Annotated in this window: 27 protein-coding genes, 1 tRNA gene and 1 pseudogene; 15 read left to right on the forward strand and 14 right to left on the reverse strand. The window is 69.2% G+C overall.

Translation table 11 applies throughout. From position 1 onward, the window contains the following. From B9G38_RS17735 to B9G38_RS03550, 4 genes and pseudogenes are all read left to right on the forward strand, one after another. Positions 1 to 109, forward strand: a pseudogene (locus B9G38_RS17735) (orotate phosphoribosyltransferase-like protein); the annotation flags it as partial. Between the two features lie 82 nt (positions 110 to 191). Next, positions 192 to 536, forward strand: a complete 345-nt coding sequence (locus B9G38_RS03540) for a glutaredoxin (protein ID WP_049930003.1) — start codon at positions 192 to 194, stop codon at positions 534 to 536. 165 nt (positions 537 to 701) lie between these two features. Next, the gene (locus B9G38_RS03545; protein WP_049930001.1) at positions 702 to 1,271 is read left to right on the forward strand and encodes a hypothetical protein; all 570 of its coding nucleotides are present in this window, start codon (positions 702 to 704) and stop codon (positions 1,269 to 1,271) included. A gap of 103 nt (positions 1,272 to 1,374) precedes the next feature. Next, positions 1,375 to 2,088 carry a diphthine--ammonia ligase gene (locus B9G38_RS03550; protein WP_049929999.1) on the forward strand — a complete coding sequence of 238 codons (714 nt, stop codon included), beginning with the start codon at positions 1,375 to 1,377 and terminating at the stop codon, positions 2,086 to 2,088. 30 nt (positions 2,089 to 2,118) lie between these two features. On the opposite strand, the gene B9G38_RS03555 is transcribed toward B9G38_RS03550, so the two are convergent. Then, on the reverse strand, positions 2,119 to 3,372 hold the full coding sequence (locus B9G38_RS03555) for a Glu/Leu/Phe/Val dehydrogenase (RefSeq protein ID WP_086219501.1): 1,254 nt from the start codon (positions 3,370 to 3,372) through the stop codon (positions 2,119 to 2,121). Between the two features lie 173 nt (positions 3,373 to 3,545). Continuing rightward, positions 3,546 to 4,409, reverse strand: coding sequence for a CoA ester lyase (locus B9G38_RS03560; RefSeq protein WP_086219502.1), 864 nt, complete (start codon positions 4,407 to 4,409; stop codon positions 3,546 to 3,548). Between the two features lie 102 nt (positions 4,410 to 4,511). On the opposite strand from B9G38_RS03560, the gene B9G38_RS03565 reads away from it, so the two are divergent. Further along, on the forward strand, positions 4,512 to 5,147 hold the full coding sequence (locus B9G38_RS03565; RefSeq protein WP_086219503.1) for an IS6 family transposase: 636 nt from the start codon (positions 4,512 to 4,514) through the stop codon (positions 5,145 to 5,147). Between the two features lie 55 nt (positions 5,148 to 5,202). Continuing rightward, positions 5,203 to 5,679, forward strand: a complete 477-nt coding sequence (locus B9G38_RS03570; RefSeq protein WP_086219504.1) for a MaoC family dehydratase — start codon at positions 5,203 to 5,205, stop codon at positions 5,677 to 5,679. A gap of 5 nt (positions 5,680 to 5,684) precedes the next feature. Here the strand turns inward: B9G38_RS03570 and cyaB are convergent, their stop codons facing one another. Further along, the gene (gene cyaB / locus B9G38_RS03575) at positions 5,685 to 6,263 is read right to left on the reverse strand and encodes a class IV adenylate cyclase (RefSeq protein WP_086219505.1); all 579 of its coding nucleotides are present in this window, start codon (positions 6,261 to 6,263) and stop codon (positions 5,685 to 5,687) included. A 176-nt stretch (positions 6,264 to 6,439) separates the two neighbouring features. Here cyaB and B9G38_RS03580 point away from each other — a divergent pair, with 176 nt between their 5' ends. Together B9G38_RS03580 and B9G38_RS03585 are read left to right on the forward strand one after the other, a co-directional pair. Next, positions 6,440 to 7,375 (forward strand): peptidylprolyl isomerase, encoded by a 936-nt coding sequence (locus tag B9G38_RS03580; protein ID WP_049929994.1) that lies wholly within the window; start codon positions 6,440 to 6,442, stop codon positions 7,373 to 7,375. Positions 7,376 to 7,525: 150 nt separating this feature from the next. Then, positions 7,526 to 7,786, forward strand: a complete 261-nt coding sequence (locus B9G38_RS03585) for a hypothetical protein (protein WP_049929993.1) — start codon at positions 7,526 to 7,528, stop codon at positions 7,784 to 7,786. Positions 7,787 to 7,808: 22 nt separating this feature from the next. Here the strand turns inward: B9G38_RS03585 and B9G38_RS03590 are convergent, their stop codons facing one another. The 4 genes from B9G38_RS03590 to B9G38_RS03605 all read right to left on the reverse strand — a co-directional run bounded on the left by B9G38_RS03590 (position 7,809) and on the right by B9G38_RS03605 (position 10,429). Further along, a complete protein-coding gene (locus tag B9G38_RS03590; protein WP_086219506.1) occupies positions 7,809 to 8,429 on the reverse strand; it encodes a transcriptional regulator in 621 nt (206 codons plus the stop codon). Positions 8,430 to 8,533: 104 nt separating this feature from the next. After that, on the reverse strand, positions 8,534 to 9,232 hold the full coding sequence (locus B9G38_RS03595; protein ID WP_086219507.1) for a P-loop NTPase: 699 nt from the start codon (positions 9,230 to 9,232) through the stop codon (positions 8,534 to 8,536). Between the two features lie 93 nt (positions 9,233 to 9,325). Then, positions 9,326 to 9,700 carry a YlbF family regulator gene (locus tag B9G38_RS03600; RefSeq protein ID WP_049929990.1) on the reverse strand — a complete coding sequence of 125 codons (375 nt, stop codon included), beginning with the start codon at positions 9,698 to 9,700 and terminating at the stop codon, positions 9,326 to 9,328. Positions 9,701 to 9,769: 69 nt separating this feature from the next. After that, the gene (locus tag B9G38_RS03605; RefSeq protein WP_086219508.1) at positions 9,770 to 10,429 is read right to left on the reverse strand and encodes an alpha/beta hydrolase; all 660 of its coding nucleotides are present in this window, start codon (positions 10,427 to 10,429) and stop codon (positions 9,770 to 9,772) included. 230 nt (positions 10,430 to 10,659) lie between these two features. Between B9G38_RS03605 and dph2 the strand changes: the two genes are divergently transcribed. Further along, a complete protein-coding gene (dph2, locus tag B9G38_RS03610; RefSeq protein ID WP_049929987.1) occupies positions 10,660 to 11,703 on the forward strand; it encodes a diphthamide biosynthesis enzyme Dph2 in 1,044 nt (347 codons plus the stop codon). 64 nt (positions 11,704 to 11,767) lie between these two features. Here dph2 and B9G38_RS03615 read toward each other — a convergent pair whose 3' ends face one another. Both B9G38_RS03615 and B9G38_RS03620 read right to left on the reverse strand, forming a co-directional pair. Further along, positions 11,768 to 11,980, reverse strand: coding sequence for a hypothetical protein (locus tag B9G38_RS03615; RefSeq protein WP_086219509.1), 213 nt, complete (start codon positions 11,978 to 11,980; stop codon positions 11,768 to 11,770). After that, positions 11,977 to 12,177 carry a hypothetical protein gene (locus B9G38_RS03620; RefSeq protein WP_049929984.1) on the reverse strand — a complete coding sequence of 67 codons (201 nt, stop codon included), beginning with the start codon at positions 12,175 to 12,177 and terminating at the stop codon, positions 11,977 to 11,979. The genes B9G38_RS03615 and B9G38_RS03620 overlap by 4 nt, the downstream gene beginning before the upstream one ends. Positions 12,178 to 12,412: 235 nt before the next feature. Here B9G38_RS03620 and B9G38_RS03625 point away from each other — a divergent pair, with 235 nt between their 5' ends. Continuing rightward, on the forward strand, positions 12,413 to 13,489 hold the full coding sequence (locus B9G38_RS03625; protein WP_086219524.1) for a HAMP domain-containing sensor histidine kinase: 1,077 nt from the start codon (positions 12,413 to 12,415) through the stop codon (positions 13,487 to 13,489). 6 nt (positions 13,490 to 13,495) lie between these two features. Here B9G38_RS03625 and B9G38_RS03630 read toward each other — a convergent pair whose 3' ends face one another. Continuing rightward, positions 13,496 to 13,945 (reverse strand): TIGR00725 family protein, encoded by a 450-nt coding sequence (locus B9G38_RS03630; protein ID WP_086219510.1) that lies wholly within the window; start codon positions 13,943 to 13,945, stop codon positions 13,496 to 13,498. A 135-nt stretch (positions 13,946 to 14,080) separates the two neighbouring features. Between B9G38_RS03630 and B9G38_RS03635 the strand changes: the two genes are divergently transcribed. The 3 genes from B9G38_RS03635 to B9G38_RS18160 all read left to right on the forward strand — a co-directional run bounded on the left by B9G38_RS03635 (position 14,081) and on the right by B9G38_RS18160 (position 17,441). Then, complete coding sequence (locus B9G38_RS03635) at positions 14,081 to 14,737, forward strand: HAD family hydrolase (RefSeq protein WP_086219511.1); 657 nt, start codon at positions 14,081 to 14,083, stop codon at positions 14,735 to 14,737. 109 nt (positions 14,738 to 14,846) lie between these two features. After that, positions 14,847 to 17,216 (forward strand): ATP-dependent DNA helicase, encoded by a 2,370-nt coding sequence (locus B9G38_RS03640; RefSeq protein ID WP_086219512.1) that lies wholly within the window; start codon positions 14,847 to 14,849, stop codon positions 17,214 to 17,216. 72 nt (positions 17,217 to 17,288) lie between these two features. After that, positions 17,289 to 17,441: a hypothetical protein gene (locus B9G38_RS18160; RefSeq protein ID WP_198945652.1), complete on the forward strand. Its 153-nt coding sequence runs from the start codon at positions 17,289 to 17,291 to the stop codon at positions 17,439 to 17,441. A 69-nt stretch (positions 17,442 to 17,510) separates the two neighbouring features. Here B9G38_RS18160 and B9G38_RS03645 read toward each other — a convergent pair whose 3' ends face one another. The 3 genes from B9G38_RS03645 to B9G38_RS03655 form a co-directional block, all read right to left on the reverse strand. Then, entirely contained in the window at positions 17,511 to 18,686 is a 1,176-nt protein-coding gene (locus B9G38_RS03645) for a Xaa-Pro peptidase family protein (RefSeq protein WP_086219513.1), read from the reverse strand. 75 nt (positions 18,687 to 18,761) lie between these two features. After that, entirely contained in the window at positions 18,762 to 19,373 is a 612-nt protein-coding gene (locus tag B9G38_RS03650; RefSeq protein ID WP_086219514.1) for a translation initiation factor IF-2 subunit beta, read from the reverse strand. A 96-nt stretch (positions 19,374 to 19,469) separates the two neighbouring features. Next, a tRNA-Met gene (locus tag B9G38_RS03655) sits at positions 19,470 to 19,544 on the reverse strand. A gap of 335 nt (positions 19,545 to 19,879) precedes the next feature. On the opposite strand from B9G38_RS03655, the gene B9G38_RS03660 reads away from it, so the two are divergent. After that, a complete protein-coding gene (locus tag B9G38_RS03660; RefSeq protein WP_086219515.1) occupies positions 19,880 to 21,496 on the forward strand; it encodes a long-chain-fatty-acid--CoA ligase in 1,617 nt (538 codons plus the stop codon). A 39-nt stretch (positions 21,497 to 21,535) separates the two neighbouring features. Here the strand turns inward: B9G38_RS03660 and B9G38_RS03665 are convergent, their stop codons facing one another. Beyond that, the gene (locus B9G38_RS03665; protein WP_086219516.1) at positions 21,536 to 21,907 is read right to left on the reverse strand and encodes a DUF5779 family protein; all 372 of its coding nucleotides are present in this window, start codon (positions 21,905 to 21,907) and stop codon (positions 21,536 to 21,538) included. A gap of 112 nt (positions 21,908 to 22,019) precedes the next feature. Between B9G38_RS03665 and B9G38_RS03670 the strand changes: the two genes are divergently transcribed. Then, entirely contained in the window at positions 22,020 to 22,697 is a 678-nt protein-coding gene (locus B9G38_RS03670; protein ID WP_086219517.1) for a DsbA family protein, read from the forward strand. Positions 22,698 to 22,748: the final 51 nt, after the last annotated feature.

Consider the following 22,748-nt stretch of genomic DNA (forward strand, 5'->3'; position numbering starts at 1 on the left):
CGAGCCGGTCGCGTGCGTCGTCCTCGTCGACAAGATGGGGTACGACGACATCGACGGCGTTCCGGTCTACTCGCTCGTCGACGTGGTGCGCGTCGACCGCGAGGAGTAAGCGCCGAGCCGGTCGGCGGTCGGCCCGTCACGTCGCCCGCCCGTGCGGAACCCATTTGCCTCGGCGTCGCGTATCAGGCCGTATGACGTTCAGCCCCGAAGCCGACGCGGACGCCGAGGAGATCGAACAGCGAGTTGAGACGGTCCTCGCCGACAACGACGTGGTGCTCTTCATGAAGGGGAACCGCCTGATGCCCCAGTGCGGCTACTCCCAGCGCGCCGTCGAGCTGATCTCCCAGCACGTCGAGGAGTTCGAGACGGTCGACGTGTTGCCCGCGCTGCCGCAGTACCGCGAGGCGCTGGAGTCTCACAGCGGGTGGGAGACGATTCCGCAGACGTTCGTCGACGGCGAGTTCGTCGGCGGCAGCGACGTGCTCGGCGAACTCGACGAGCGCGGCGAGCTCGCCGCGGAACTGGGCGCCGAGTGAGCCGTCGCCCCCGCCGTTGATCCTCCGGTCCGGGCGCGACGTGCACGCGGATCCTGACTCCTCGAAGGGCAGTCCATATAAACCTACGGTGCGTAGTTACGGTAGGTGCGGCCGTTGCCGCCGCCGCCGTGACCACCGGTTCGACCCCACCGCATTCCACAAACAATGACAGGCCGCGTGTTCCGACTCCATTCGACGCTCGAACTGCCACTCGAAGACGTAGAGACGTACTTCGACGAAGACCCCGATCTGCCGGAGGAGATCGACGACATCGACATCACGCGTCGAAACAACACACTCATCATCAAGGCCCTGTCCGACGACGAGTCGATCAGCAAGTACACGCCCACGGCGCAGCTGAAGGCGTCGGTCACGGAGACCCGCGTCTGGGAGGAGGAGCCGCCCCGCGCCGGCGGTCCCCAGTGGATGGACGACGAGGAGGAGGAGATCCCCTCCGAGCTCGTCGAGTTCGCCTGCTTCAAGGGCGACCGCGAGACCGTCCTCCAGAACTCCGCGCTCCAGTACCCGATGTTCCGCGTGCTCCGCAAGATCGCGACGCTCTCCGAGAAGGGGACGCTGACCGCGATCACGGAGGAGGACGGCGAACTGGAGGCGACCCGGATCGTCGAAGGTGAACCCCGCCCCGCCAGCATCGAGGTCGTCGAGAGCCCGCAGGGCGCCGGCGAGGGCGACGGCGGCGTCAACTGGCGCGACAACGAGTTCATCTCCGACTGAGGCGGCGCGTTCGCCGCGGCCGGTCCCGCGTGCGGCGTGCGATTCGCGGCTCCCTCGCCGTCCGACCGCCGACTCTTTATCCGCGCGACTCCCTCTCCCGGTCATGAGCAACTGGGTGAGCCTCTTCTCCGGCGGCAAGGACTCCTCGTGGGCCCTGTACCGCGCGCTGGAGGAAGGGCTCGACGTCTCGCGGCTGCTGACCGTCCACCCCGCCGGCGACTCGTACATGTACCACACGCCGGCGACCGAGCTCGCCGAACTCGCGGCCGAGAGCGTCGGCGTCGACCTCGTCGAGGTGTCGCCGGACGACTTCGGCGCCGCAGACGTCGACGACGCCGGCGCGCAGGGCGACGCGGAGCTGGAGCCGATGGAGGCGGCGCTCCGAGAGATCGCCGCCGCGGACGACCTCGACCTCGCCGGCGTCACGGCCGGCGCCGTCGAGAGCGAGTTCCAGACGGACCGGATTCGGGGGATGTGCGACCGGCTCGGGATCGACCTGTTCGCCCCGCTGTGGCAGCGGGACCCGGTCGAACTCGCGGAGGCGATGTTCGACGCCGACTTCGAGATCCGGATCATCCAAGTGGCGGCGTACGGGCTCGACGAATCATGGCTCGGACGACGGTACGACGCGGACGCGCTCGACGACCTGCTCGCGCTCCGCGAGGAGTACGGCGTCCACCCGCTCGGCGAGGGCGGCGAGTTCGAGACGTACGTCGTCGACGGCCCGCACATGGACCGCCGCATCGACCTGACGTACGACACGGTCTGGGAGGGTGACCGCGGTCACATCGAGGTCCGCGACGCGACGCTGGAGTAGAGCGCCCTCTGAAACGGCGAAAGAGCCCCGTTACGGCCAGTTTCCGGCCTGATCGTACGCGTCCACGATCCGACCGATACCGACGACGTACGCCGCGGTGCGGAGGTTGCGGACGTCGTTCGACTCGTAGGTGTCGACCAGCGTGTCGAACGCCTCCGTGATCACGCGTTCCAGTTCCTCGTTGACGCGCGCCTCGGTCCAACTGAATCGCTGTCGGTTCTGGACCCACTCGAAGTACGATACGGTGACGCCTCCCGCGTTCGCGAGGATGTCGGGGACGACGTTGACGTCGCGGTCGGCGAGCACGTCGTCGGCGTCGGGCGTGAGCGGACCGTTCGCCGCCTCGACGATCAGGTCGGCGCCGACGTCCGCCGCGAGCTCGGCGTCGACCGCGTTCTCCAGCGCGGCCGGGACGAGGCAGTCGACGTCGAGCGTGAGCAGCTCGTCGTTCGTGAGGCCGTCGGCGCCGGGGTAGCCCGTCACCGGCCCGGTCTCGGCCTTGTGCGCCTTCACGTCGCGGGGGTCGAGCCCTTCCGGGTCGCGGATCCCGCCGACGGAGTCGGAGACCGCGACCACGTCGGCGCCGAGGTCGTCGAGCAGCGCCGCCGCGATTGACCCGGCGTTGCCGTACCCCTGAACCGCGACGGTCGCGTCCGCGACGTCGCGGCCGAGCCAGTCGAACGCCTCGCGGGCCGACAGCGCGACGGAGCGACCGGTCGCCTCGACGCGACCCTCGCTGCCGCCGGAGTCGAGCGCCTTCCCCGTGATGACGCCGGGGGCGGTGGTGTTTTCGAGGGTCTCGTAGGTGTCTTTGATCCAGTTCATCTCCCGCTGGCCGGTGTTGACATCCGGCGCGGGGATGTCGCGGTCCTCGCCGATCAGCGGCCGGAGTTCCGTCGCGAACGCCCGCGTGAGTCGCTCCAGCTCGGACTCGGAGTAGTCCGCCGGATCGACCGCGATGCCGCCCTTCCCGCCGCCGTACGGGACGTCGACGACGGCGCACTTGTACGCCATCCAGCCCGACAGCGCCTTCACCTCGTCGCGGGTGACGCCCGGGTGATAGCGGATCCCGCCCTTGTACGGCCCCCGGTCGCCGTTGAACTGCGCGCGGTACGCGCGCACCGTCTCCAGCGAGCCGTCGTCGCGCTCGAACGTCAGGTTCGTCTCTAACACCCGTTCCGGGTTCTTCAGGCGCTCGATGACGCCCGAGTCGGCGTCGACGACCGCCGCGGCGTCGTCTACCTGCTCCCGCAGGCTCTCGAACGGATTCGCCTCCGTAGCCATACGATCAGTCTCGGTGGGCGGTGGTTAACTGTGGCGACCGGTACGGAAATTGTGCGTGCCGACACCGTCCGAACGACGCGCATCGACGCCGATCGAGCGATGCGGGTCGACCCCGTCCACAGCGACAGCCGGGCGGGTCGCGACCCGAATGCCGGCCGGGCCACCGATCCGACTCAGCGGGTCCCGTCGGGCGCGCGGTCGAGGATCCGCTCCGCCTGCGCGATCAGCGGCGCGTCGATCATCTCGCCGTCCACCTGGAAGACGGCGCGTCCCTCCCCCTCCGCCTCGTCGCGGGCGTCGAGGACCGCCGCGGCCCACTCGACGTCGTCCGGGTCCGGGGTGAACGCCTCGGTGATCGGGCCTACCTGCGCCGGGTGGATCGCCAGCTTCCCGTCGTAGCCGAGCCGGCGCGCGAACGCGGCGTCCTCCCGGAGCCCCGACTCGTCCGAGAAGTCCGTGTAGACCGTGTCGAGCGCGTCGACGCCGGCCGCGCTCGCGGCGAGGACGACGTGTTCGCGGGCGTACAGCACCTCCGTCCCCTCGTCGGTCCGGGTCGCGCCCACGTCCGCTGCGAGGTCTTCGGCGCCGAACGCGACCGCGTCGGTCGCCTCCGCCGCCGCGATCGCCTCCGCCGCGAGGACGCCCGCCGCCGTCTCGACGAGCGCGAACACCGCAGGATCGCGGCCCCGCTCGGCGCACAGTTCGGCGACGCGCTCGACCCGACCCGCCCCCTCGACCTTCGGGAGCATCACCGCGTCGAGGGTGACCGCGTCGCCGCCCCCCTCTCTGTCGGTACCGATCACCCCGTCGAGGTCGGCCGCGGGCGACTCGGCGGTGAGTCGGACGCAGACCTCCGCGTCCGGGTCGAAGGCGGGGTCCGCGAGCACCTCGCGGACCGCCGCCCTCGCCTCGTCCTTCCGGCCGGGCGCGACGGCGTCCTCGAGGTCGAAACAGATCACGTCGGCGCCGGTTCCCGGCGCCTTCCGCATGAGTTCGGGGCTGTCGCCGGGCGAAAACAGCAGGCTTCGGCGTGGCATGTGCGGGGGTGCGCGGGCGGGCGGCTAAAACCCGACGGCCGCCCCGAGGGCGGTGTTCAGATAAGGATTGAAAGGTGAGACGGTGCGTTTTCAAAGTGTTCTATGCCCAAAAACGACCGCTTCAACGGCTGTTTAGACGATATCAACTTAGAGTTTGTGGAGCGAGAAGCAACACCGCGGCTGTTGATGAAGCTCAGTATTCAGCTTCATTTGGCTGGATTATCGCTTTCAAATACTGTTTCGTTTCTTGAGGTATTCGGTGTTGATCGGGTTCGCTCCACCGTTCATAACTGGGTTCACAAGTCCGATCTACAGCCGGAGTCTGGGCGAAGCCCGAATCACGTTGCGGTCGATGAAACTGTGATTCGACTTAACGATGAACAATATTGGCTGTACGCTGCTGTCGATCCGGAAACGAACGATCTGCTCCATACGCAGCTTGAACCGACAAGAAACAATGCGATCGCAGATCAGTTTTTCGCAGATCTCCGCGAGAAACACGACGTAGATGACGCGATTATTCTCGTCGATGGCGCAGCTCCACTTCAGCGAGCCTGTCGAAAGCATGACCTCGATTTCAGATACGAACGACATGGAAATCGGAACAGCGTTGAACGTGTATTTCGTGAGGTAAAACGCAGAACTATCTGTTTCTCAAACTGTTTCAGTAACGCTGAAGCAGAAACAGCAAACGAGTGGCTGAGATCGTTCGCCTTCGCATGGAATCAGCTTATCTGAACACTACCGCCCCGAGAGCGGTACCGATTTCACGCCGCCGGTCGAGCGGGGGCCCATGCCCGGACTGTACTACGAGGAGTTCGAAGTCGGCGAGACGATCGACCACGCGACGCGGCGGACGATAAGCGAGGCCGACAACCAGCGCTTCTGCGACATGACGATGAACCAGCAGCCGCTCCACCTCGACGCCGACTTCGCCGCGGAGACGGAGTTCGGCGAGCGACTGGTGAACGGGCTCTACACCCTGTCGCTCGCGGTCGGCCTCTCCATCCCGGAGACGACCGACGGGACCATCGTCGCGAACCTCTCGTACGACGGCGTCGAACACCCGAACCCGGTGTTCCACGGCGACACGATCCGCGCCCGCTCGACGGTCACCGACAAGCGCGAGACGAGCGACGGCGAGCGCGGCGTCGTCACCATGCGCGTGGAAGCGTTCAAGATCGTCGACGGCGACGACGACGTCTTAGTCTGCGAGTTCGAGCGGACGGTCCTCTCCGAGAAGCGGCCGACGGGGGACGGGGGCGGCTGACTGCCTCAGTCGTCCTCGCCGGCGAGCAGCAGCCCGAGGTAGGAGGTGCGAACCTGGTCGTCGGCGTCGAGGCCGAGCCGGTCGAGCGCCTCGATCGCCGCCTCGCGCGCCGCGTCGACCTCGCCTTCGGACTCGACGGCGCGTTCGATCTCGACGTACTCGTCGAGCCCGGTGACGGCGTCGAGCGTCACGGTGAACCCGTCGTACGCCCAGAACACGCGCCGCTTCTCCACCGTCGCGGCCGGCTCGAAGCCGAGCCCGGAGAGGGCCGCCGCGAGCGCCTCTCCGTCGTCGACGCCCGTCTCGTGTTCGGCGCGGGTCTTCGAGGCCTCGTCGAGGAGGGGTCCCTTGTAGGTGATCGTCGCCGCCGGGTCGTCGGCGGAGGACGCCGACCCCTCGCCGTCCGACAGCGACATCTCGCGCCGGATCCGGAGCGCCTCGTCCGTTTCGGCGAACTCGCGGTGCGGCGCGTCGTAGTACGTGTCGCGCTGTCGCTTGGCGGCGACGTGCTCGGCCCCGACCTCGCGGAGGCGCTCTCGCGTCGCATCCAGGTCCGCCGGTACCTTGATCTCGACCTCGTCCATGCCCGGCACTGCGGTCGGACCGCTCATAAGGAGCGCGGGACGCCGCCGTGCTCCGCGACGAACCGCCGCGACCCGTAGGCCGGCGCGTCGGCCGCCGAATCGCCGCTGTCGCCCGCTCGTCGGCGGGCTTCGGGCCGAACCGTGCTTCTTAAGGGTGTAACAGGTGACCTTCAGGTATGAGCGATCAGGAGCAAGCGGACGCGGCCGCCGAGGCCGAGGAGACCGAGACCGAGACTGACGCTGACGGACTCGAAGACGGCGACTTCGTCCGCGTCGCGTACACGATCCGAACGGCCGACGACGACCGCGTCATCGACACGACCGACAAGGAGACGGCCGAGGACGCCGAGATCGACGTCGACGAGTACGATTTCGAGCCCCGGATCATCGCGCTCGGTGCCGGCCACGTGTTCCCCTCCGTCGAGGAGGCGTTCATCGGCGGCGCCGTCGGCGACGAGGGAACGGTCGACGTCCCGGCCGACGACGCCTTCGGCGAGTACGACCCCGACGAGGTCGAGACCGTCAAGGCCGACAAGATCCCCGAGGACAGCCGCTACCCCGGCGCGCAGGTCCAGATCGACAATCAGCAGGGCCACCTCGAGACGATCATCGGCGGCCGCGCCCGCGTCGACTTTAACCACCCGCTCGCCGGCGAGGACCTCGAGTACGAGTACGAGATCCTCGAAGCCATCGACGACCGCGAGGAGCAGGCCGCCGGCATGCTCGGGATGTACCTCCAGGAGGCGCCCGAGGTCCGCATCGAGACGGAGACCGAGGAGGAGGAGACCGTCACGGAGGACGAGGACGGCGAGGAGACCGTCGAGACCGAGGAGGTCGAGAAGGACATCCTCTACGTCACCGCGACGCAGGCGATGCAGATGAACCAGCAGTGGATGTTCCAGAAACAGCAGATCGCGCAGGACCTCATGGACCGCCTCGACCTCGACCGCGTCGTGATCGAGGAGGTCATCGAGGGCGGCGGCATGGGTGGCCTCGGCGGCATGATGGGCGGCATGGGCGGCGCCGGCGCCGGCGATGTCGACATCGAGGAGGCGCTCGAGGACGTCGACGTCGACGCCGACGAGATCGTCGACGAGATCGACGAGGAGTAACGGACCCCGTCGCTGCCGGGTTTCGCTTCTTCGAGACGCTGGTGCCTCGAGCGGCCGCGCTACGCCGCCACTCACTCCGGTGGCTCAGCCCGCAGCGTCAGGTCGACCGACGAACGGATCGCTTTTGCCCGACGCCGCGCCCACACCGGTATGGAGATCGAACGGGCACGCGAGGACGCGCTCGTCGCCGCGGTCGCGGGCGCGACGACCGTCGCGGTCGCGTTGTTGTCGAGCTTCACCGCCGTCGTCTCGGTTGCGACGCTCCCGACGCTGGCGCCGCTCGCCGTGTACGCGTCGTACCTCTTCTCGCGGAAGGGCGGGCCGTACGGAGCGTTCGACACCGCGCGAAACTGGGCGATCGCTTCGGCCGTCGTCGGCGCGCTGACACTTCTCGCGTCCGTCGTGTCGTAGCCGAATCAAGCGATCGGCCGCGTCAGGCGATGTCGCGGCTCGTGTCGACGGCGACCTCGTCGGTGAGTTTCAGCTTCAGCGGCTCCTCCAAGGCGGCGCCGCCGCGGAACTTGGCGACGACGAGCCGGTTCGCGATGTCGGTCCCGGTGACCGTCGTCCGGAGGTCGAACACGATGTCCGCGACCTGTTCCGTGATCCGGCGCGCCTGCGGGTCCTCCCCGCCGCGGAGCGCGTGGAGCAGCGCGACGCCGTCGGCGTCGTCGACCCGAGCGCGCACGCCGTCGAGGAACTCGGCGTACGCCGCCGGAGACGCGCCGCGCTCCAGCGGCTCCACGGAGTCGACGATCAGCGTTCCCTCTTCCGGGAGATCGGTCGTGAGCGACGCCGCCTCGTCGAGGTCGCCGACCTCGTCGGTGGCCTCCACCGTCGTCTCCCCGTCCCCGTCGCGGCTGAGCGCCGCCTCCACCGCCCCGGCCGATCGGACGGTCGTGAGGTAGCGGCACCTCCGAACGCGGGCGAACCGGTCCAAGATGAGCTCGGACTGGCTGTCGGGGTTCGCCTTCAACACGACGACGCTACCGCTCGGGAACCCCCCGCCGAACTGTCGGTCCAGCACCGAGACCCCGGTCGGAAGCGTCTCCATATGATCGCTGCCGCCCGTGGAGGTTTGGGTCTGTCGGTGGCGGCTCTCTCGACCGGTCTCGCCACCGAAATCCGCCGCCCCGGAGTCGGCCGCGTCCGTGATTCTCACGCGATCTGCCACCCGTCCGCCGCCGCCGTCTCGCCGAGTCGCCGAGCGAGTTCGTCGTACGCGCTCCGGACCGCGGGGTCGGACAGCGGCTCGGCTCCGCCGTCGGGAACCGCACCGAGGACGGGACAGCCGAGCAGCGTCGCAACCGAGTCCGGTACGCTCGCCTCGCCGACGGCGACCGCCCCGACCGGCGGGCAGTCGAGGCGGCGAGCGATCGCCGCCGTCTTCGCGGCGTCACGGAGCGCGGCGCGGCGGAGCGGCGTCGCGATCAGCGCGCGGTCCGCGGCCCGAAGCGGCGCGGCCGCGTCCGCCGACGCGCCCGCCGGGCAGTCGAGCAACACCGGCGCGCCGTCGGGCGTCGCGCCGTCGAGCGCCGCGAGCGCTCCGAACGCGTCGACCGATCGCGGCGCGTCCGGGGCGGCGAGAACGGTCGGCTCGGAGCGGTCGGGACGGACCGGAACGGTCCCGCGGACCGCGTCGCGGACCGTCGTCTCGTCCTCTGGACCGCTAGGGAGATCGGGATCGGCCGGACCGCCGTCGGTCGCGGTCTCCGCTGCGAGCCGCGCGAGGTTCGGCAGATCCCAGTCGGCGTCGACCGCGATGGTCCGCGCGCCGCGCCGCGAGAGTGCGCGCGCGAGCCCGAGGGTGGTCGTCGTCTTTCCGCTTCCGCCCTTGCCGCCGGCGACGGCTATCACGGGGGTGGTGCGTCGGTATTCGTCATAAGGAGCGGGCCGGTCGCCGGGGGTGCGGGCGTTCGGCTCGCCGGAACGACGGGCGTAGTCCGCGAGTCAGTCCTGACAGCAGCCGCCGGCTTCCCCGCCGAAGTCGACCGCGAGGGGCTCCGAGATGGCTTCGTTGATCGCTTCGAGGGTCTCGTTCAGCTCGTCTTGCGCGTCGAGGTACTCGCTCATCACCGGCATCGAGTGGAGCTCGTCCTGCGCCTCCTGAACGCGCTGAAGTTCGGCGTTCGTCGCCTGCCCGGTCTGGCGGGCCTGCATGAACTCCGCGCGAAGCTGCTCGAACTCGTCGATCGCCGCTTGTACCTCCTCGTCTCGCTGGACCGCGGCCCTCGTCTCCTCGAAGCGCTCGTACTCCGGGGTTTCGGCGATGCGTTCGCCGAGCTCTCGACCGAGGTCCTCGATGGAGACCTGTTCGACGCTCATGTTCTGACATCGTGGCCGAGCGGTTTGAACCTGCCGGAGCCGGGGCTCGGCGGCGACGTTCGGGGTTCGCTACGCCATCCGAGACGCGACGAACTCGACGACGGCATCGAGCTCTTGCGGGCCGATGCCGTGGCCGCCCGGGAAGCTCCCGCTCGCGACATCGGCGTCGAGAGTTTCGAACCGTTCGACGGCCGCGGTCGTCCGCGACTCGGGAATCACCCGGTCGCCGGCGCCGGCGCCGACGAAGACCGGCTTCCCCTCGATCCCGTCCGGGTCGAGGTCGGCGTGCGACTCCGCGAGGTACCCGTGGAGGGCGACGACCCACGCGTAGCGGTCAGGGTCCTCCAAGAGGAGCGAGAGGCTCGTTATCGCGCCCTGACTGAACCCGAGCAGCCCGAGCCGGTCGGCGTCGAGTCCGTAGGCGTCGACCGCGCGCTCGACGCTCTCACCGATCAGGTCGAGGCTCCGCCGGAAGTCGTCGGCGTCCGGTTGGCTGGACTCCAGCCCGCCCGCCGAGAGGTCCAGTTCGTACCACGTGTACCCGCCCTGAAGCGGGTCGGGAGCGCGAAGGCTGACGACGTGGAGCTCGTCGGGCAGTTCGGCCGCGACCGGGAGGAGGTCCTCCTCGTCGGCGCCGCGCCCGTGGAGGACGAAGACGGCGGGCGCGGGCTCGCCGCCGGACTCCTCGTCGGGGGCGACGTGAACGTGTTCGAGCGGAATCTCGGTCATCGGTGCGGGGTTAGCGAGGGCGGCTGTTAGGTCCGTCGACCGCGGCAGCGCGTCGGTTCGGCGGGCCGCTCGTCGTCTCAGGATCGGCCGACTTGGACGCCGAGTGCGACGCGTCGAGACGCCGTGACGACCCCGGCGCGGGGCGAGGGATTCCGACGATCACGAACGTCTGGGACGAAACTCGGGGTCGAACGCGCCGTTTAACCGTCCTGCCGCACAATCCAGTCGACATGAGCGGCTCCACCGAGGGCGACCTGACGAAGACGGGGATGGCCCTCAAGCACGACCGCGAGTGGGACTACGAGCTCGACCGAATCTTGGAGGCCATCGAGGAGCGCGACGCCTCGAAGGTCGGCTTACAGTTCCCCGAGGGGCTCAAGCGCCGCGGTCCGAAGGTCGCGGACGACCTCCGCGAGGTCGCACCCGACGACGTCACGTTCATGCTCTCGGGGCAGCCCTGCTATGGGGCCTGCGACCTCGACACGTACCTGATGCGGCGGACGGACGTGTTCGTTCACTTCGGCCACACGCCGATGAAGGAGTCCGACAGCATCGTTTACGTCCCGCTGTTCTCGAACGTCGACCCGTTCCCAATCATGGAGGACGCGCTGGAGGAGGAACTCGCGCCCCCCGAAGAGGACGCCGACGTGGGCCTCGTCACGACCGCCCAGCACATGAACCGGTTCGAAGAGATGACGGACTGGCTGGAGGAGCGCGGCTACGAGGTCCACACCCGCCGGGGCGACGACCGCCTCACGAAGGAGGGGCAGGTGCTCGGCTGTAACTACGCCTCCGCGGACATCGACGCCGAGCAGGTGCTGTACGTCGGCGGCGGGAAGTTCCACCCGGTCGGGCTGGCGATGGAGCACCCGGACAAGCGCGTCGTCATCGCGGACCCGGTCAACAACGCCGTCTCGGTCGCCGAACACGACCAGTTCCTCAAGCAGCGCTACGCCGCGGTCCACAAGGCGATGGACGCCGAGAAGTGGGGCGTCATCTTCTGTACGAAGATCGGGCAGGGCCGCTGGGAGAAGGCCCAAGAGATCGTCGACAACAACGACAACGCCTACCTGATCACGATGGACGAGGTGACGCCGGACCGCCTCCGGAACTTCGACATGGACGCGTTCGTCAACACTGGCTGCCCGCGGATCACGACCGACGACGGCCCGCGGTTCCACAAGCCGATGCTGACGCCGGGCGAGTACGAGGCCGCGATCGGGGAGAAGCCGCTCGACTCGATCGAGTTCGACACGTTCCACGACACCTGGTAGGGCGGCGCACGGGAGCAGGAGACGCTATTTTTTTTCGGGTACCGTCCTCGGAGCGGAATCGCCGTCACGCTTCGTTCGGCGGATGGAAAAAGAGCCCGTCGACCACGAGGGCCCCGGCCGCGAGCGACGCGCCAGCGACGGGAACCGCGTTCCCCTGCGCGAGGAGCGACCCGACCGCGTACACGGCGCAGAACGCGAGCGGGATCGCGAGCAGGACGAGGTCGGCGCGGTCGAGGTCGTCGAGGACCGCCCCCTGTCCGCGGTGGCTCCCGCTCATTCCATGTACCCGAGGTCGCGGAGCTTCTGTGCGATCTGCTTCGCCTCCGCCTCGGAGACCCCGTCGTCCGACTCCATCTCCTGAACAACGACGTGTTTCACGAACTCCTTGACGGAGCCGAACGGTTCGTCTTCGATGTACTCCTCCACGTCCGCGACGAACTCCTTCCGCAGCGAAATCGTGGTGTACTCGCTCATTGGCAAACATCTCCCGCTCCGCCGACAAAAATTTAATTATATCTAATTAGGCCGTTCCGCGGCCCGACACGCTCGATCGGTGAGCGTTCGTCGAAGGGGCCGGCCTCGCGAGCGATCGGCTCGCCGAGCGTCGAGCGGCGAACGACCAACATTCGATGGAAGCGGCTCTACCGTCGCGCGTCGGAACAACGTTTATTTGCCGAGCGGACGGGCGTTGAGGGTGAGGTTCTCCGTGATGTCCACACCCAGCGGTTCGATCACCGTCGTCCTCGCCGCGGGAACGCCCGACCGAGCCGCGGAGCTGAAGGACTCGCTTGAGCGCGCGGACGACCGCCTCGCCGTCGAGCCGGTCGCGGGGGCCGACGCGGCCGCGGAGATAATCGAGGACTCGCCCGTCGATTGTCTGGTCACGGTCGGCGACCCGGCGGAACCGACCGGCCTCTCCCTCGTTTCGACGGCCCGCGATCGGCACCCGGAGCTTCCGATCCTGGTTTGCCCCGACCAGACGCTCGACGCGCCCGCCGTGTCCGCGGCGTTCGACGCGGGCGCCACCGACGTCGCGAGGGCGTGTCCCGATTCGGACCGGACGCCCGTCCTCGTTCACCGGATATCGAACGCCGTCGCGTCCGCCCGCGCCGTCGCGGAGGCGGAGCGGCAGCGCGACCGGTTCGAGGAGTTCGTCCAGGGCGTCTCTCACGACCTGCGGAGTCCGCTCAACGTCGCGCAGGGTCGGCTCGCGATGGCGCAAGCGGAGGGCGGCGGCGAACACGTCGACGACGCGGCGTCAGCGGTCGACCGGACGCTGGAACTGCTCTCCGACCTGTTGACGCTCGCGGAACAGGGCGAGCGGCCGGAAGACCTCGATCCGGTCGAACTGGCGGCCCTCGCCGACGAGTGTTGGGCGAACGTCGCGACCGGCGACGCCACGCTGACCGTCGACACCGACCGGCGTATCCTCGCCGACAGCGGGCGGCTGAAGCGGCTGTTGGAGAACCTGTTCCGGAACAGCGTGGAACACGGCGGCGACGACGTGGTCGTCGTTATCGGCGACATCTCCCCGATGTACACGACGACGCGCGCCGGCGTGGTCCTGCCGGCCGGGTTCTTCGTGGCGGACGACGGCCCGGGAATCTCGCCGGAAGCGCGCGACCGCGTGTTCGAGGTGGGGTACACGACGGGCGCGAACGGGACCGGCTTCGGACTGAACATCGTCAGCGAGGTCGCCAGGGCCCACGGGTGGGAGGTCACCGTCTCCGAGGGGGCGCGAGGCGGTGCCAGATTCGACGTGACCGGCGTCGAGTTCGACGACTGACCGGCTTCAGTCCGCACCCGCGGTCCGCTCGACGTACGTGACCGCCGCCGTTGGCGAGTCGACGGCCTCGACGCCGTCTACGTCGTGCGTGTCGATTCCGGCCACCGGACGGCCCTGCGCGAGTGCGAGCCCGATCTCGGAGAGCGTGCCCCCCGCCCCGTCGACCGCGACCGCGGCATCCCCGTTCATGACGACGAGGGCGTTACGCGCGTGGCCGAGCCCCGTCGCGATCGGCGTCGTGACGTGGGGGTTGGCGTCTCTCCGGTCGTCGGTCGGGAGGATCCCGATCGTCTCGCCGTCGGCCGCCCGGGCCCCGCGACAGACAGCCGCCATGACGCCGCCGAGGCCCCCGCAGACCACGGCGTGGCCCCGCTCGGCGAGCCGCTCGCCGAGGGCCTCCGCGACCGCCGCCGTCTCCGGACCGATCGTACTCCCGCCGATGACGCTGACGCGCATGGCCCGTCGGTGGGTCCGCGCCGGGTAAAATCGGTCGGTCGCGGCCGCGAGGGGCGTCGAGACGGGCTCCCCGCCGATTCTCGTCGTCGAGACGCCCACTGAAACCCTTATCCCTGCCGGCCGTGAATGAGGGCTATGACGTACGATACCGTCGTGTTCGACAACGACGGTGTCCTCGTGGGCCGCACGCGCTTCGACGTGCTCCGGGATGCGACCCGGAACGCGTTCGAGGAGTGCGGCGTCGAGGAGCCCGATCCGGACGACGTAGAGCAGATGACCATCGGTGCGACCCCCGGTAGCGTCGGCACCGTCTGTCAGACGTACGACCTCGACCCGGGGTCGTTCTGGCGGACGCGCGACGACGTGGTGTCGCGGGCCCAACAGCAGGAGGCCCGTCAGGGACGCAAGACGCCGTACGACGACCTCGACGAGCTCCAGGACCTCGACGTCCAGATGGGGATCGTCTCGTCGAACCAGCAGGCAACCGTCGACTTCCTCGTCGATCACTTCGACGGGTTCAACCGGATCGGCGCCGCGTACGGTCGCGAGCCGACGATCCACTCGCTCCAGCTCCGCAAGCCGAACCCCCACTACATCGAGCAGGCGCTCGGCGACCTCGACGCGGACAACGCCCTGTTCGTCGGCGACAACGAGTCCGACGTGCGCGCCGCCGAGAACGCCGGGATCGACTCCGCGTTTATCCGCCGTCCCCACCGCCGCGACTGGGAACTGAACGTCTGGCCGACGTGGGAGATCGACCGGCTCTCCGACCTCCACGACATCGTGGAGTGAGGCCGAGCCCCTTCCGAGCGTCCGCTTTCCGGCAGCAACGCGTCGATGACGACCGCGGGCCGCGTCCGGCGATGAAGCGTTTAAATCGCATGGTGCGTAACTCGCCTCCGTGACCGACTCGCCCCCGTGGGCCGACCTCTTCGGCCATCCCGAACCGTACCCCGAGCAGGCCGACGGCATCGACGCCGCCGTCGACGCCGCCGCGGACGGCGGCTTCCTCGCCCTCGAAGGCGCCTGCGGGACGGGGAAGACGATGCTCGCGCTCACCGCCGGGCTCGACCGCGTCCGCGACCCCGACTCCGACTTCGAGCGGGTCTTCGTCCTCACCAGCGTCAAACAGCAGCTGCGCCAGTTCGAGACGGATCTGCGGGCGGTTAACGAGAACCTGCCGAGCGACTACGACCCCGTCTCTGGTCTCACCCTCGTCGGGAAGGCCGACGTCTGTCCGTACGCCCGCGAGAACCGCGGCGGGGTCGACCGCGAGAACGTGTACGAGCGCTGCGAGGGGCTCCGCGAGCGGACCCGGAACCTCGTCGGCGACGGCGGCACGACGACGACCGCGAACCTCGTGAGCGAGGCGCGGAGCCAGCAGGTGGGACTCATGGACTCGGGGTCGGCGGGACCCGCCGGCGGGACTGCCGCCGCCGACTCGGGCGCGCCCGACGCCGACTACCTCTCCGTCGACGGCGAGCCGACGCCGTATCGCCCCGACACGGAGGAGTACGACGACGTGGAGTTCTGCCCGTTCTACGCCGGCTTCCTCGACGACCTGCCGGAGGACGGCGAGCCCGCCGAGGCGGTCCCGTTCGACGTGACCGAGCTCGGCCACGTCGACGCCGACGAACTCGTCCGGCTCGCGGCGGGCCACGGCTCGTGTCCGCACTCGATCATGGGCGCGCTCGTCCCCGAGGTCGAGGTCGTCATCGGCAACTACTATCACGCGTTCGATCCGGTGACGACGGGGACGTTCACCGGCGCGCTCCTCGACGACTCGACGTTCGTCGTCTGCGACGAGGCGCACATGCTCGAACCGCGCGTCCGGGACCTCGTGAGCGACGCCGTCGCGGACGCGAGCCTCCGCGACGCCGAGAACGAGCTCACGCGCGTCGTTCAGCCCCTCTCGTTCGAGAGCGCGGGCGCCAAGTCGGACGACGCCGCCCTTGTCCGCGGCGAGCTGGAGGACGCGGACGTGACCGTCGAGGAGATCGAGGCGGTCCGAGAGTTCTACGCCGACCTCCGCGGCGAGCTCGACCGCCGCGTGACCGCGCACCTCGACCGCGAGCGCCCCGACTGGCGGGCGTCGATGCGCGACCTTGACGACGAGGAGATCCCGCTCCGCGACCCCGAGGAGCCGGGCGAAGACGCGATCACCGAGTGGGCCGACGGCGAGGGGTACGGCGAGCGCGTCTGGGCGCGCGCCGAGCAGGTTGGCGCGGTCGTCAAGCGCGTCCTCGACTCGCTCGAAGACGAGGACAAGCAGCGCGCCGCGCCCGGGGTCGGCCGCACCCTCAACGCCTGGTATCGCCAGGGACACACCGACTTCTTCCGCGCGATCGAGCTCGAACGCACGTTTGACGAGACGGAGCCGCCGGACTCGTGGCGGCGCGCGTACAACGCCCGCCTCGCGCTCCACAACTGCCTTCCGAGCGAACCGATCGGCGACCGGCTCGCCGAGTTCGGCGGCGGCGTCCTCATGAGCGCGACGCTGGAGCCGATGGACCTCTTCCGCGAGGTGACCGGACTCGATCACCTGGCCGAGCGCGGCCGCCCGGTCATCGAGCGGACGTACGGCCTCTCGTTCCCCGAGGAGAACCGCGCGAGCCTCGCGGTCGACGCGCCGAAGTTCACCCACCAGAACCGCGGCGCGCCGGGGGAGGAGAACCCGACCCGGCTCGCGCACCTCGACGCGACGGCCGCGGTCGCGCGCCGCGACGGGAACGTCCTCGTCGGCACCCCGAGCTACGCAGAGGCGACGTGGATGGCGGAGTCGCTCTCGGCGCGGCTCGACAAGCCTGTCCTCTTAGACGAGTCCTCCGGCGACCGAGAGACGGAGTCGCTGAAGGACGACTTCTTCGCCGGCGACGGCAAGGTGCTGGTGACGAGCCTCCGCGGCACCCTCACGGAGGGCGTCGACTACCGCGGGGACCGGCTCTCGGCGGCCGTCGTCTGCGGCGTCCCGATCATCAACACGGCGCGACCGCAGACGCGGGCGGTAATCACCGCCTACGACCGCCGGTTCGAGTCCGGCTTCGAGACGGCCCTGACGGTGCCCGCCGTCAGAAAGGCGCGGCAGGCGGTCGGCCGCGTCATCCGCGGACCGGACGAGCGAGGCGTCCGCGTCCTCCTCGACGCCCGGTACGCCCGCGACTCGTGGAACGCGGTCAGGGAGTACCTGCCCGATCACGAGCGGGAGGAGTACCAGCCGGTGAGTCCGGACATGCTGGATGTCGCGCTCGACCGGTTCGCGTCGCGCCGGTAGCCGGTGACTAACAGCGCGTTCAATGTGAGTAGGCAGCGCGTAACTACGTCTCCGGGGAACGTGTGTCAACGTATGGAACCACCCTCTCACGGCGAACTGTACCACGTCGTCTGTCGCGAGTGCCCCTTCGAACGGCTGATCGGAATCGCGGGAGACGCGGACGACTACGGCCGCAACCACGCCGCAGACACCGGTCATCGAGTGGTGATCGACCGGGTCGAGTGAGTCTCGGCTCGCCCGGCCCGACGGTCTCGAGCGGGCCCGGTCACCCCGGCCAAGGCGTTTGAACGACCCTCAGACGACGTTCGAGTCGATGTCGCGCGGGAAGTTAGTGAGCCGCTCGGTCCCCGACTCGGTGATCGCCACCGTGTCGGAGTGCCGGTAACCGTACTCGTCGGTGTACAGCCCGGGTTCGATCGTGTACACGTGTCCGGGCCGCATCACGGCGTCGTCGCCGTCGTAGCGCTCGCCCCAGCCGCGGTCGATGTACGGCGGCTCGTGGGCGCCGAGCCCGATGTTGTGGCCGACGTGGTGTTGCGCTAGGTCCGTCACGCCCTGCTCCTCGAAGTACTCCCAGACGACCTCGTCGACCTCGGCGACCGGCACGCCGGGACCCAAGGCGTCGATCGCGAGCGTCTGCGCTTCCAGCATGAGCTCGAAGTAGTGCTCCTGTCCGTCGGTGTAATCGCCGACGAACATCGTCCGTTCTAACTCCGAGCGGTAGCCGTCGACGTTCGCGGTCGCGCCCGTAACGAGCACGTCGCCCTCGGAGAGCCGCTCGTTCGGGGTGTGCCCGTGCGGGAGCGCGGTCTCCTCGCCGGAGATGTAGCCCGCGTGGACCGGCCCGTCGCCGCGGACGCGGACGCTGTAGGCGTCGCCGAGCGCGTCGAGCATAGCGCGCGACGCCTCCGTGGACGCGCGCTGCGAGACGGTCGCCGGGTGCGCGCCCGGTTCGGAGTAGTCGGCGAGGTAGCGGTGGCCGAGGTTCGCCCACTTCGCGGACTCGCGAATCAGGTCGACCTCCGCGTCGGACTTCGCCCAGCGCATCCGGTCGACCCACGCCTGGGCCCTGACGTCGACCGAGTCGGAAAACGCGGGCCCCTCGTACCCCATCACGCCCGGCGGGCCGTCGGCGTCGGCGGCTATCGTCTCGGCGCCGAGGTCGCGCAGCATCTCGACGGCGACCGAGACGGGCTCGCCACCGGGATAGTCGAAGTAGTGGTGGACGGCGTCGATCCGCGGGTTGGGCTCGACGCGCTCGACCTCCAGCCTCGGGACGGTTATCTCGACGCGGTCGTCGGTGACCGCGAGGACGACCGGCCGCTCCGTCTGGATGTGGTGGAAGCCGGTGAGGTACTCTATCGCCGTCGCGCCGACCCACGTCGCGGCGTCGGCGTCGGTGTCGGCGAGCCGGTCTCGGACGGCGGCGAGCCGGTCGTCGAAGGCCGACTCGGGAAGTCGCGTGGCCATGGCTCAGGGATGTGCGAACGCGCGCATAAAAAGTCGGGTAGCGGAACGCGAAGTACGGGCGTCTTCGGCGCCGGCTCAGCGCTCGCGGCGAGCGAAGGCGAGGTTGCCGGAGACGTTCTTGATGTAGGCGGTCACAGTCTCGCCCTCCTGCGCGCTGGGGACGAAGATGGTGTACTCGCCGCGCTCGGCGACCCCGTCGCCCTTGCGGCCGGTGCCGACGATCTCGAGCTCGTAGGTGTTGCCCGACTCGACGGCGTCCTCCTGCCGCTGGGTGTCGGAGGTGTTCTGCTTCGCCACCGGTCGGAAGGCCCCGCAGGCCTCACAGCGGAGCATCGGCGTCCGGTTCTCGGTCTCCAGTCGCGTGTCGGGGAGGCCGCACTCCGAGCAGGTGACGAACGACTCGATGTACGAGTCGATCGCGGCCTGGAAGTCGCGCTCGCGGAAGTTCCCGCTGTAGCGCGCGCGGCCGTCCTCGTACTGCCCGGCCGTCCCGAGCTCCTGCTGTATCTTCGAGTGGACGTGTTCGGGGTCGCGGCTCAGCGCGTCGGCGATCGCGGAGAGGTTCGTCAGTCGCGTGAACGCCCCGTCCTTCTGCGTTTCGGGGTCGGGTACCGACAGCCGCTCGTCGGAGCCGCCGAGGTCCGGCACCTCCTCCATCGCGCGGTCGAGGCTCGATTCGTAATCCATACGCGATGGAACGACAGCGCGACGGAAATCGCTTCCGGGTTCGGAGCGGGGGCCCGGAATGGACCCGGTGCTAGGAGAGTGGCAGTCGGCCAGAAGTAGCGGGAGGTAGATTTGAACTACCGATCTCCGGGTTATGAGCCCGGCGGAATCTCCTGGCTATCCCATCCCGCTATCGTAGCACAATCGCGTGTGACTGTTAAGGGTTCTGATCCCGCCGCCGGTGTGCGATTCGTCCACGCGTCTGCGCCGTTCGCGTTCCCCCGAATCGGTGCCGCGGGGACGTTCGATCACTCCTCGCTCGCGGCTTCACCGTCCTCCGCTCGCGCCGCGATGGCCCTGATCCGTACTCGCAGCGCGAGAACCGCATATCCATCGCTGAACACCGATCCGACGGACCCGTCGATCACTTCCCGACGGTCCGCGGCCGAGCGTAAAAATGATCCCGGGACCGCCCCTCCATTGCGTCGGCCGCAAACAATTTCACACATCATAGATAGTGATAGACGATGTACAAGCCGCTGTTGACGACGGACTTTCTGGACCGGGCGCGACGCCACTACGCCGACGAGGAGGCCGTCCTCGCGGTCGACGGGACGCGGTACACGTACGCCGAACTCGGCGACCGCGCCGACCGCTTCTCCGCCGCGCTTCAGGCGCGCGGGATCGAGAAGGGCGACCGGGTCGCGGTGTTGGACCCGAACACGCACTACCACTTGGAGGCCGCCTACGGCGCGATGCAGGTCGGGGCGATCCACGCCCCGCTGAACTACCGGCTTACGCCGGACGACTTCTCGTACATGCTCTCCGACGCCGGAGTCGACGCCATCTACGCCGACGCCGAGTACGCCCCGAACGTCGAGGCGATCCGCGACGAGGTGCCCACGGAGACGTTCCTCACGAACGACGCCGACGCGGTCGAAGGCGACTGGGAGTCGTTCGACGCGGCGCTCGACGACGCGGACCCGGACGCCTACGAACGGCCGGCAATGGACGAGGACGACGTGATCACGATCAACTACACCTCCGGCACCACCGGCGACCCGAAGGGCGTGTGTCGGACCCACCGGGCCGAGACGCTCCACGCGTACCTCATCTCCATCCATCAGGAAATAACGGACGACGACGTGTACCTCTGGACGCTACCGATGTTCCACGTCAACGGCTGGGGCCACATCTACGCGATCACCGGGGCGGGCGCTCGCCACGTCTGTACCCGCGGGGTCGACGTCGCCGAGACGTTCGACCGGATCCGGAGCGAGGACGTGTCGTACTTCTGTGCGGCGCCGACCGTCCTCAACATGCTCGGCGACCACCACGCCGAACACGGCGGCGCGACGGCCGGCGACAACGACGTGCGGGTCGCCACCGCGGGCGCGGCGCCGCCGGAGGCGACGATCCGCACCGTCGAGGAGGAGTTCGGCTGGGATCTCAAACACGTGTACGGCGCGACCGAGACGGGGCCGCTGATCACCACCTCCGACGCGAAGCGCCACTTCGAGGCGGACTCGGACGACCGCTTCGCCGTGAAGAAGACGCAGGGGATCGGCTACCTCGGCACCGACGTACGCGTCGTCGACGAGAACGGTGAGGACGTGGCCGCGGACGGCGAGACGATCGGCGAGATCGTCGTCCGCGGTAATCAAGTGATGGACCGCTACTGGAACAAGCCCGAGGCCACCGAGGAGGCGTTCTCCGAGCGGTTGGAGGGGTACTACCACATGGGCGATCTGGCCGTCGTCGACGAGGACGGGTTCGTCTCGATACAGGACCGCAAGAAGGACATCATCATCTCCGGCGGGGAGAACATCTCCTCGATCGAACTGGAGGACACACTCTTCGAGCACGACGTCGTCTCCGACGTGGCCGTGATCCCCGCGCCCGACGAGCGGTGGGGCGAGACGCCGAAGGCCTTTGTCGTCCCCGAGGGCGGCGACCCCGACGACGCGGGCGCGACGCCCGAGGACCTGAAGACGTTCGTCCGCGAGCGCGTCGCGGACTACAAGACGCCGGGCGAGGTGGAGTTCGTCGCCGAACTCCCGACCACCGCGACCGGCAAGATCCAGAAGTACGAACTGCGCGAGCGCGAGTGGGACGAGGAGGACCGGATGGTCGGCGAGCGATAACCGGCGCCTCTCCCGCGGTCGTACGAGAAAAGAAACCGTTCAGACCTCTTCGACGCCTTTCTGCTCTGCTTCGTCGGCGTCGTCCGCTTCGCCGGTCTCCGCCTCGGCGCCGCCGGAGTCGCCCAGTCGGTCCGTGTCGATGCTGACGCCCGGAGGAGTCACCACGAGGAAGCCGCGGAAGTGCATCAGCTCGCCGTCCATCTCCTTCACGTCGCGCGCGAAGGGGGCGGCGAGCTCGTTGAGGTCGCCCTCGATCGACAGCACCAGCGTGTTCCCGTAGTCGACGCTGCGGACCCACTCCTCCGGGTCGGTCGTGCCGTCCAGCACGCCGAGGACGACGTCGCCGGCCGCCGCGAACGCCTCGTCCATCTTCTCCTCGGCGTCCCGCAGGTCGAGGTCCCAGTCGCTCATACGTGGTCGTCGACAGGCGGCGGCAAAAACGTTCGGACGCGCGCCGCGTCTCCGGTCCGAGCCGCCGTCCGGTCGCGGAGTGGTTAAGTACGCACCGACCTCAGCGATAGGCATGGAACGCACGCGGCGGTCCCTGCTCGCGGCCGGGGCTACGGCCGGCGTCGTCGGTGTCGCCGGCTGTCTCGGCGGCGGAGGCGGCGACGGAAACGGCGGCGAACTCAGCCTCGACACGGGGTCGTACGACTGCTCGCTCTCTGAGCCGACGGACCCCGACCTCGACTACCGGCCGACGCCCGGGGACCCGGACGCGGACGTGGTCGTCCGGGCGTTCGAGGACTTCACCTGCGGGCACTGCGCGACGTACAACCTCGACCACTTCCCGACGATCCGCGAGGAGTACGTCGGCCCCGGACGGGTCCGCTACGAGCACTGGGATTTCCCGATCCCGGTCAACGAGCGGTGGGCTGTCCCGGTCGCCAGCGCGGCCCGCGGGGTCGGGGTCCGTCACGACGACGAGGCGTTCTTCGAGTTCGCGAAGGCGGCCTACGAGTCGCAGGGGAACTACAGCGGCGAGGCGCTCGGGGCCGCCGCCGAGACCGCCGGCGCGGACCCTTGTGCGGTGTTGTCCGACGCGGAGTTCTCCACGTACGAGGCGGCTACGCAGGACGACAGGTCGGAGGGCTCGTCGATGGGCGTCGAGGGGACGCCGACGATCTTCGTGAACGGCGAGCCGGTAGAGGGCGGGTACGCCGCCGAGACGGTCGCCGCGGCGATCGACGCCGAACTCTGAGGCGCGTGACGGCCCCGGCCGGACCCGAGTCGTGAGGGGACTCTCCGGCCG

The sequence above is a fragment of the Halorubrum sp. SD612 genome (genome assembly GCF_002135005.1).

Excerpts from the sequence above, each read along its gene's own strand:
- B9G38_RS03540 (WP_049930003.1), top strand. The coding sequence starts at position 192 with ATGACGTTCAGCCCCGAAGCCGACGCGGACGCCGAGGAGATCGAACAG.
- B9G38_RS03545 (WP_049930001.1), top strand. The coding sequence starts at position 702 with ATGACAGGCCGCGTGTTCCGACTCCATTCGACGCTCGAACTGCCACTC.
- B9G38_RS03550 (WP_049929999.1), top strand. The coding sequence starts at position 1,375 with ATGAGCAACTGGGTGAGCCTCTTCTCCGGCGGCAAGGACTCCTCGTGG.
- B9G38_RS03555 (WP_086219501.1), bottom strand. The coding sequence starts at position 3,372 with ATGGCTACGGAGGCGAATCCGTTCGAGAGCCTGCGGGAGCAGGTAGAC.
- B9G38_RS03560 (WP_086219502.1), bottom strand. The coding sequence starts at position 4,409 with ATGCCACGCCGAAGCCTGCTGTTTTCGCCCGGCGACAGCCCCGAACTC.
- B9G38_RS03565 (WP_086219503.1), top strand. The coding sequence starts at position 4,512 with ATGCCCAAAAACGACCGCTTCAACGGCTGTTTAGACGATATCAACTTA.
- B9G38_RS03570 (WP_086219504.1), top strand. The coding sequence starts at position 5,203 with ATGCCCGGACTGTACTACGAGGAGTTCGAAGTCGGCGAGACGATCGAC.
- cyaB (WP_086219505.1), bottom strand. The coding sequence starts at position 6,263 with ATGGACGAGGTCGAGATCAAGGTACCGGCGGACCTGGATGCGACGCGA.
- B9G38_RS03580 (WP_049929994.1), top strand. The coding sequence starts at position 6,440 with ATGAGCGATCAGGAGCAAGCGGACGCGGCCGCCGAGGCCGAGGAGACC.
- B9G38_RS03585 (WP_049929993.1), top strand. The coding sequence starts at position 7,526 with ATGGAGATCGAACGGGCACGCGAGGACGCGCTCGTCGCCGCGGTCGCG.
- B9G38_RS03590 (WP_086219506.1), bottom strand. The coding sequence starts at position 8,429 with ATGGAGACGCTTCCGACCGGGGTCTCGGTGCTGGACCGACAGTTCGGC.
- B9G38_RS03600 (WP_049929990.1), bottom strand. The coding sequence starts at position 9,700 with ATGAGCGTCGAACAGGTCTCCATCGAGGACCTCGGTCGAGAGCTCGGC.
- B9G38_RS03605 (WP_086219508.1), bottom strand. The coding sequence starts at position 10,429 with ATGACCGAGATTCCGCTCGAACACGTTCACGTCGCCCCCGACGAGGAG.
- dph2 (WP_049929987.1), top strand. The coding sequence starts at position 10,660 with ATGAGCGGCTCCACCGAGGGCGACCTGACGAAGACGGGGATGGCCCTC.
- B9G38_RS03615 (WP_086219509.1), bottom strand. The coding sequence starts at position 11,980 with ATGAGCGGGAGCCACCGCGGACAGGGGGCGGTCCTCGACGACCTCGAC.
- B9G38_RS03620 (WP_049929984.1), bottom strand. The coding sequence starts at position 12,177 with ATGAGCGAGTACACCACGATTTCGCTGCGGAAGGAGTTCGTCGCGGAC.
- B9G38_RS03625 (WP_086219524.1), top strand. The coding sequence starts at position 12,413 with ATGTCCACACCCAGCGGTTCGATCACCGTCGTCCTCGCCGCGGGAACG.
- B9G38_RS03630 (WP_086219510.1), bottom strand. The coding sequence starts at position 13,945 with ATGCGCGTCAGCGTCATCGGCGGGAGTACGATCGGTCCGGAGACGGCG.
- B9G38_RS03635 (WP_086219511.1), top strand. The coding sequence starts at position 14,081 with ATGACGTACGATACCGTCGTGTTCGACAACGACGGTGTCCTCGTGGGC.
- B9G38_RS18160 (WP_198945652.1), top strand. The coding sequence starts at position 17,289 with ATGGAACCACCCTCTCACGGCGAACTGTACCACGTCGTCTGTCGCGAG.
- B9G38_RS03645 (WP_086219513.1), bottom strand. The coding sequence starts at position 18,686 with ATGGCCACGCGACTTCCCGAGTCGGCCTTCGACGACCGGCTCGCCGCC.
- B9G38_RS03650 (WP_086219514.1), bottom strand. The coding sequence starts at position 19,373 with ATGGATTACGAATCGAGCCTCGACCGCGCGATGGAGGAGGTGCCGGAC.
- B9G38_RS03660 (WP_086219515.1), top strand. The coding sequence starts at position 19,880 with ATGTACAAGCCGCTGTTGACGACGGACTTTCTGGACCGGGCGCGACGC.
- B9G38_RS03665 (WP_086219516.1), bottom strand. The coding sequence starts at position 21,907 with ATGAGCGACTGGGACCTCGACCTGCGGGACGCCGAGGAGAAGATGGAC.
- B9G38_RS03670 (WP_086219517.1), top strand. The coding sequence starts at position 22,020 with ATGGAACGCACGCGGCGGTCCCTGCTCGCGGCCGGGGCTACGGCCGGC.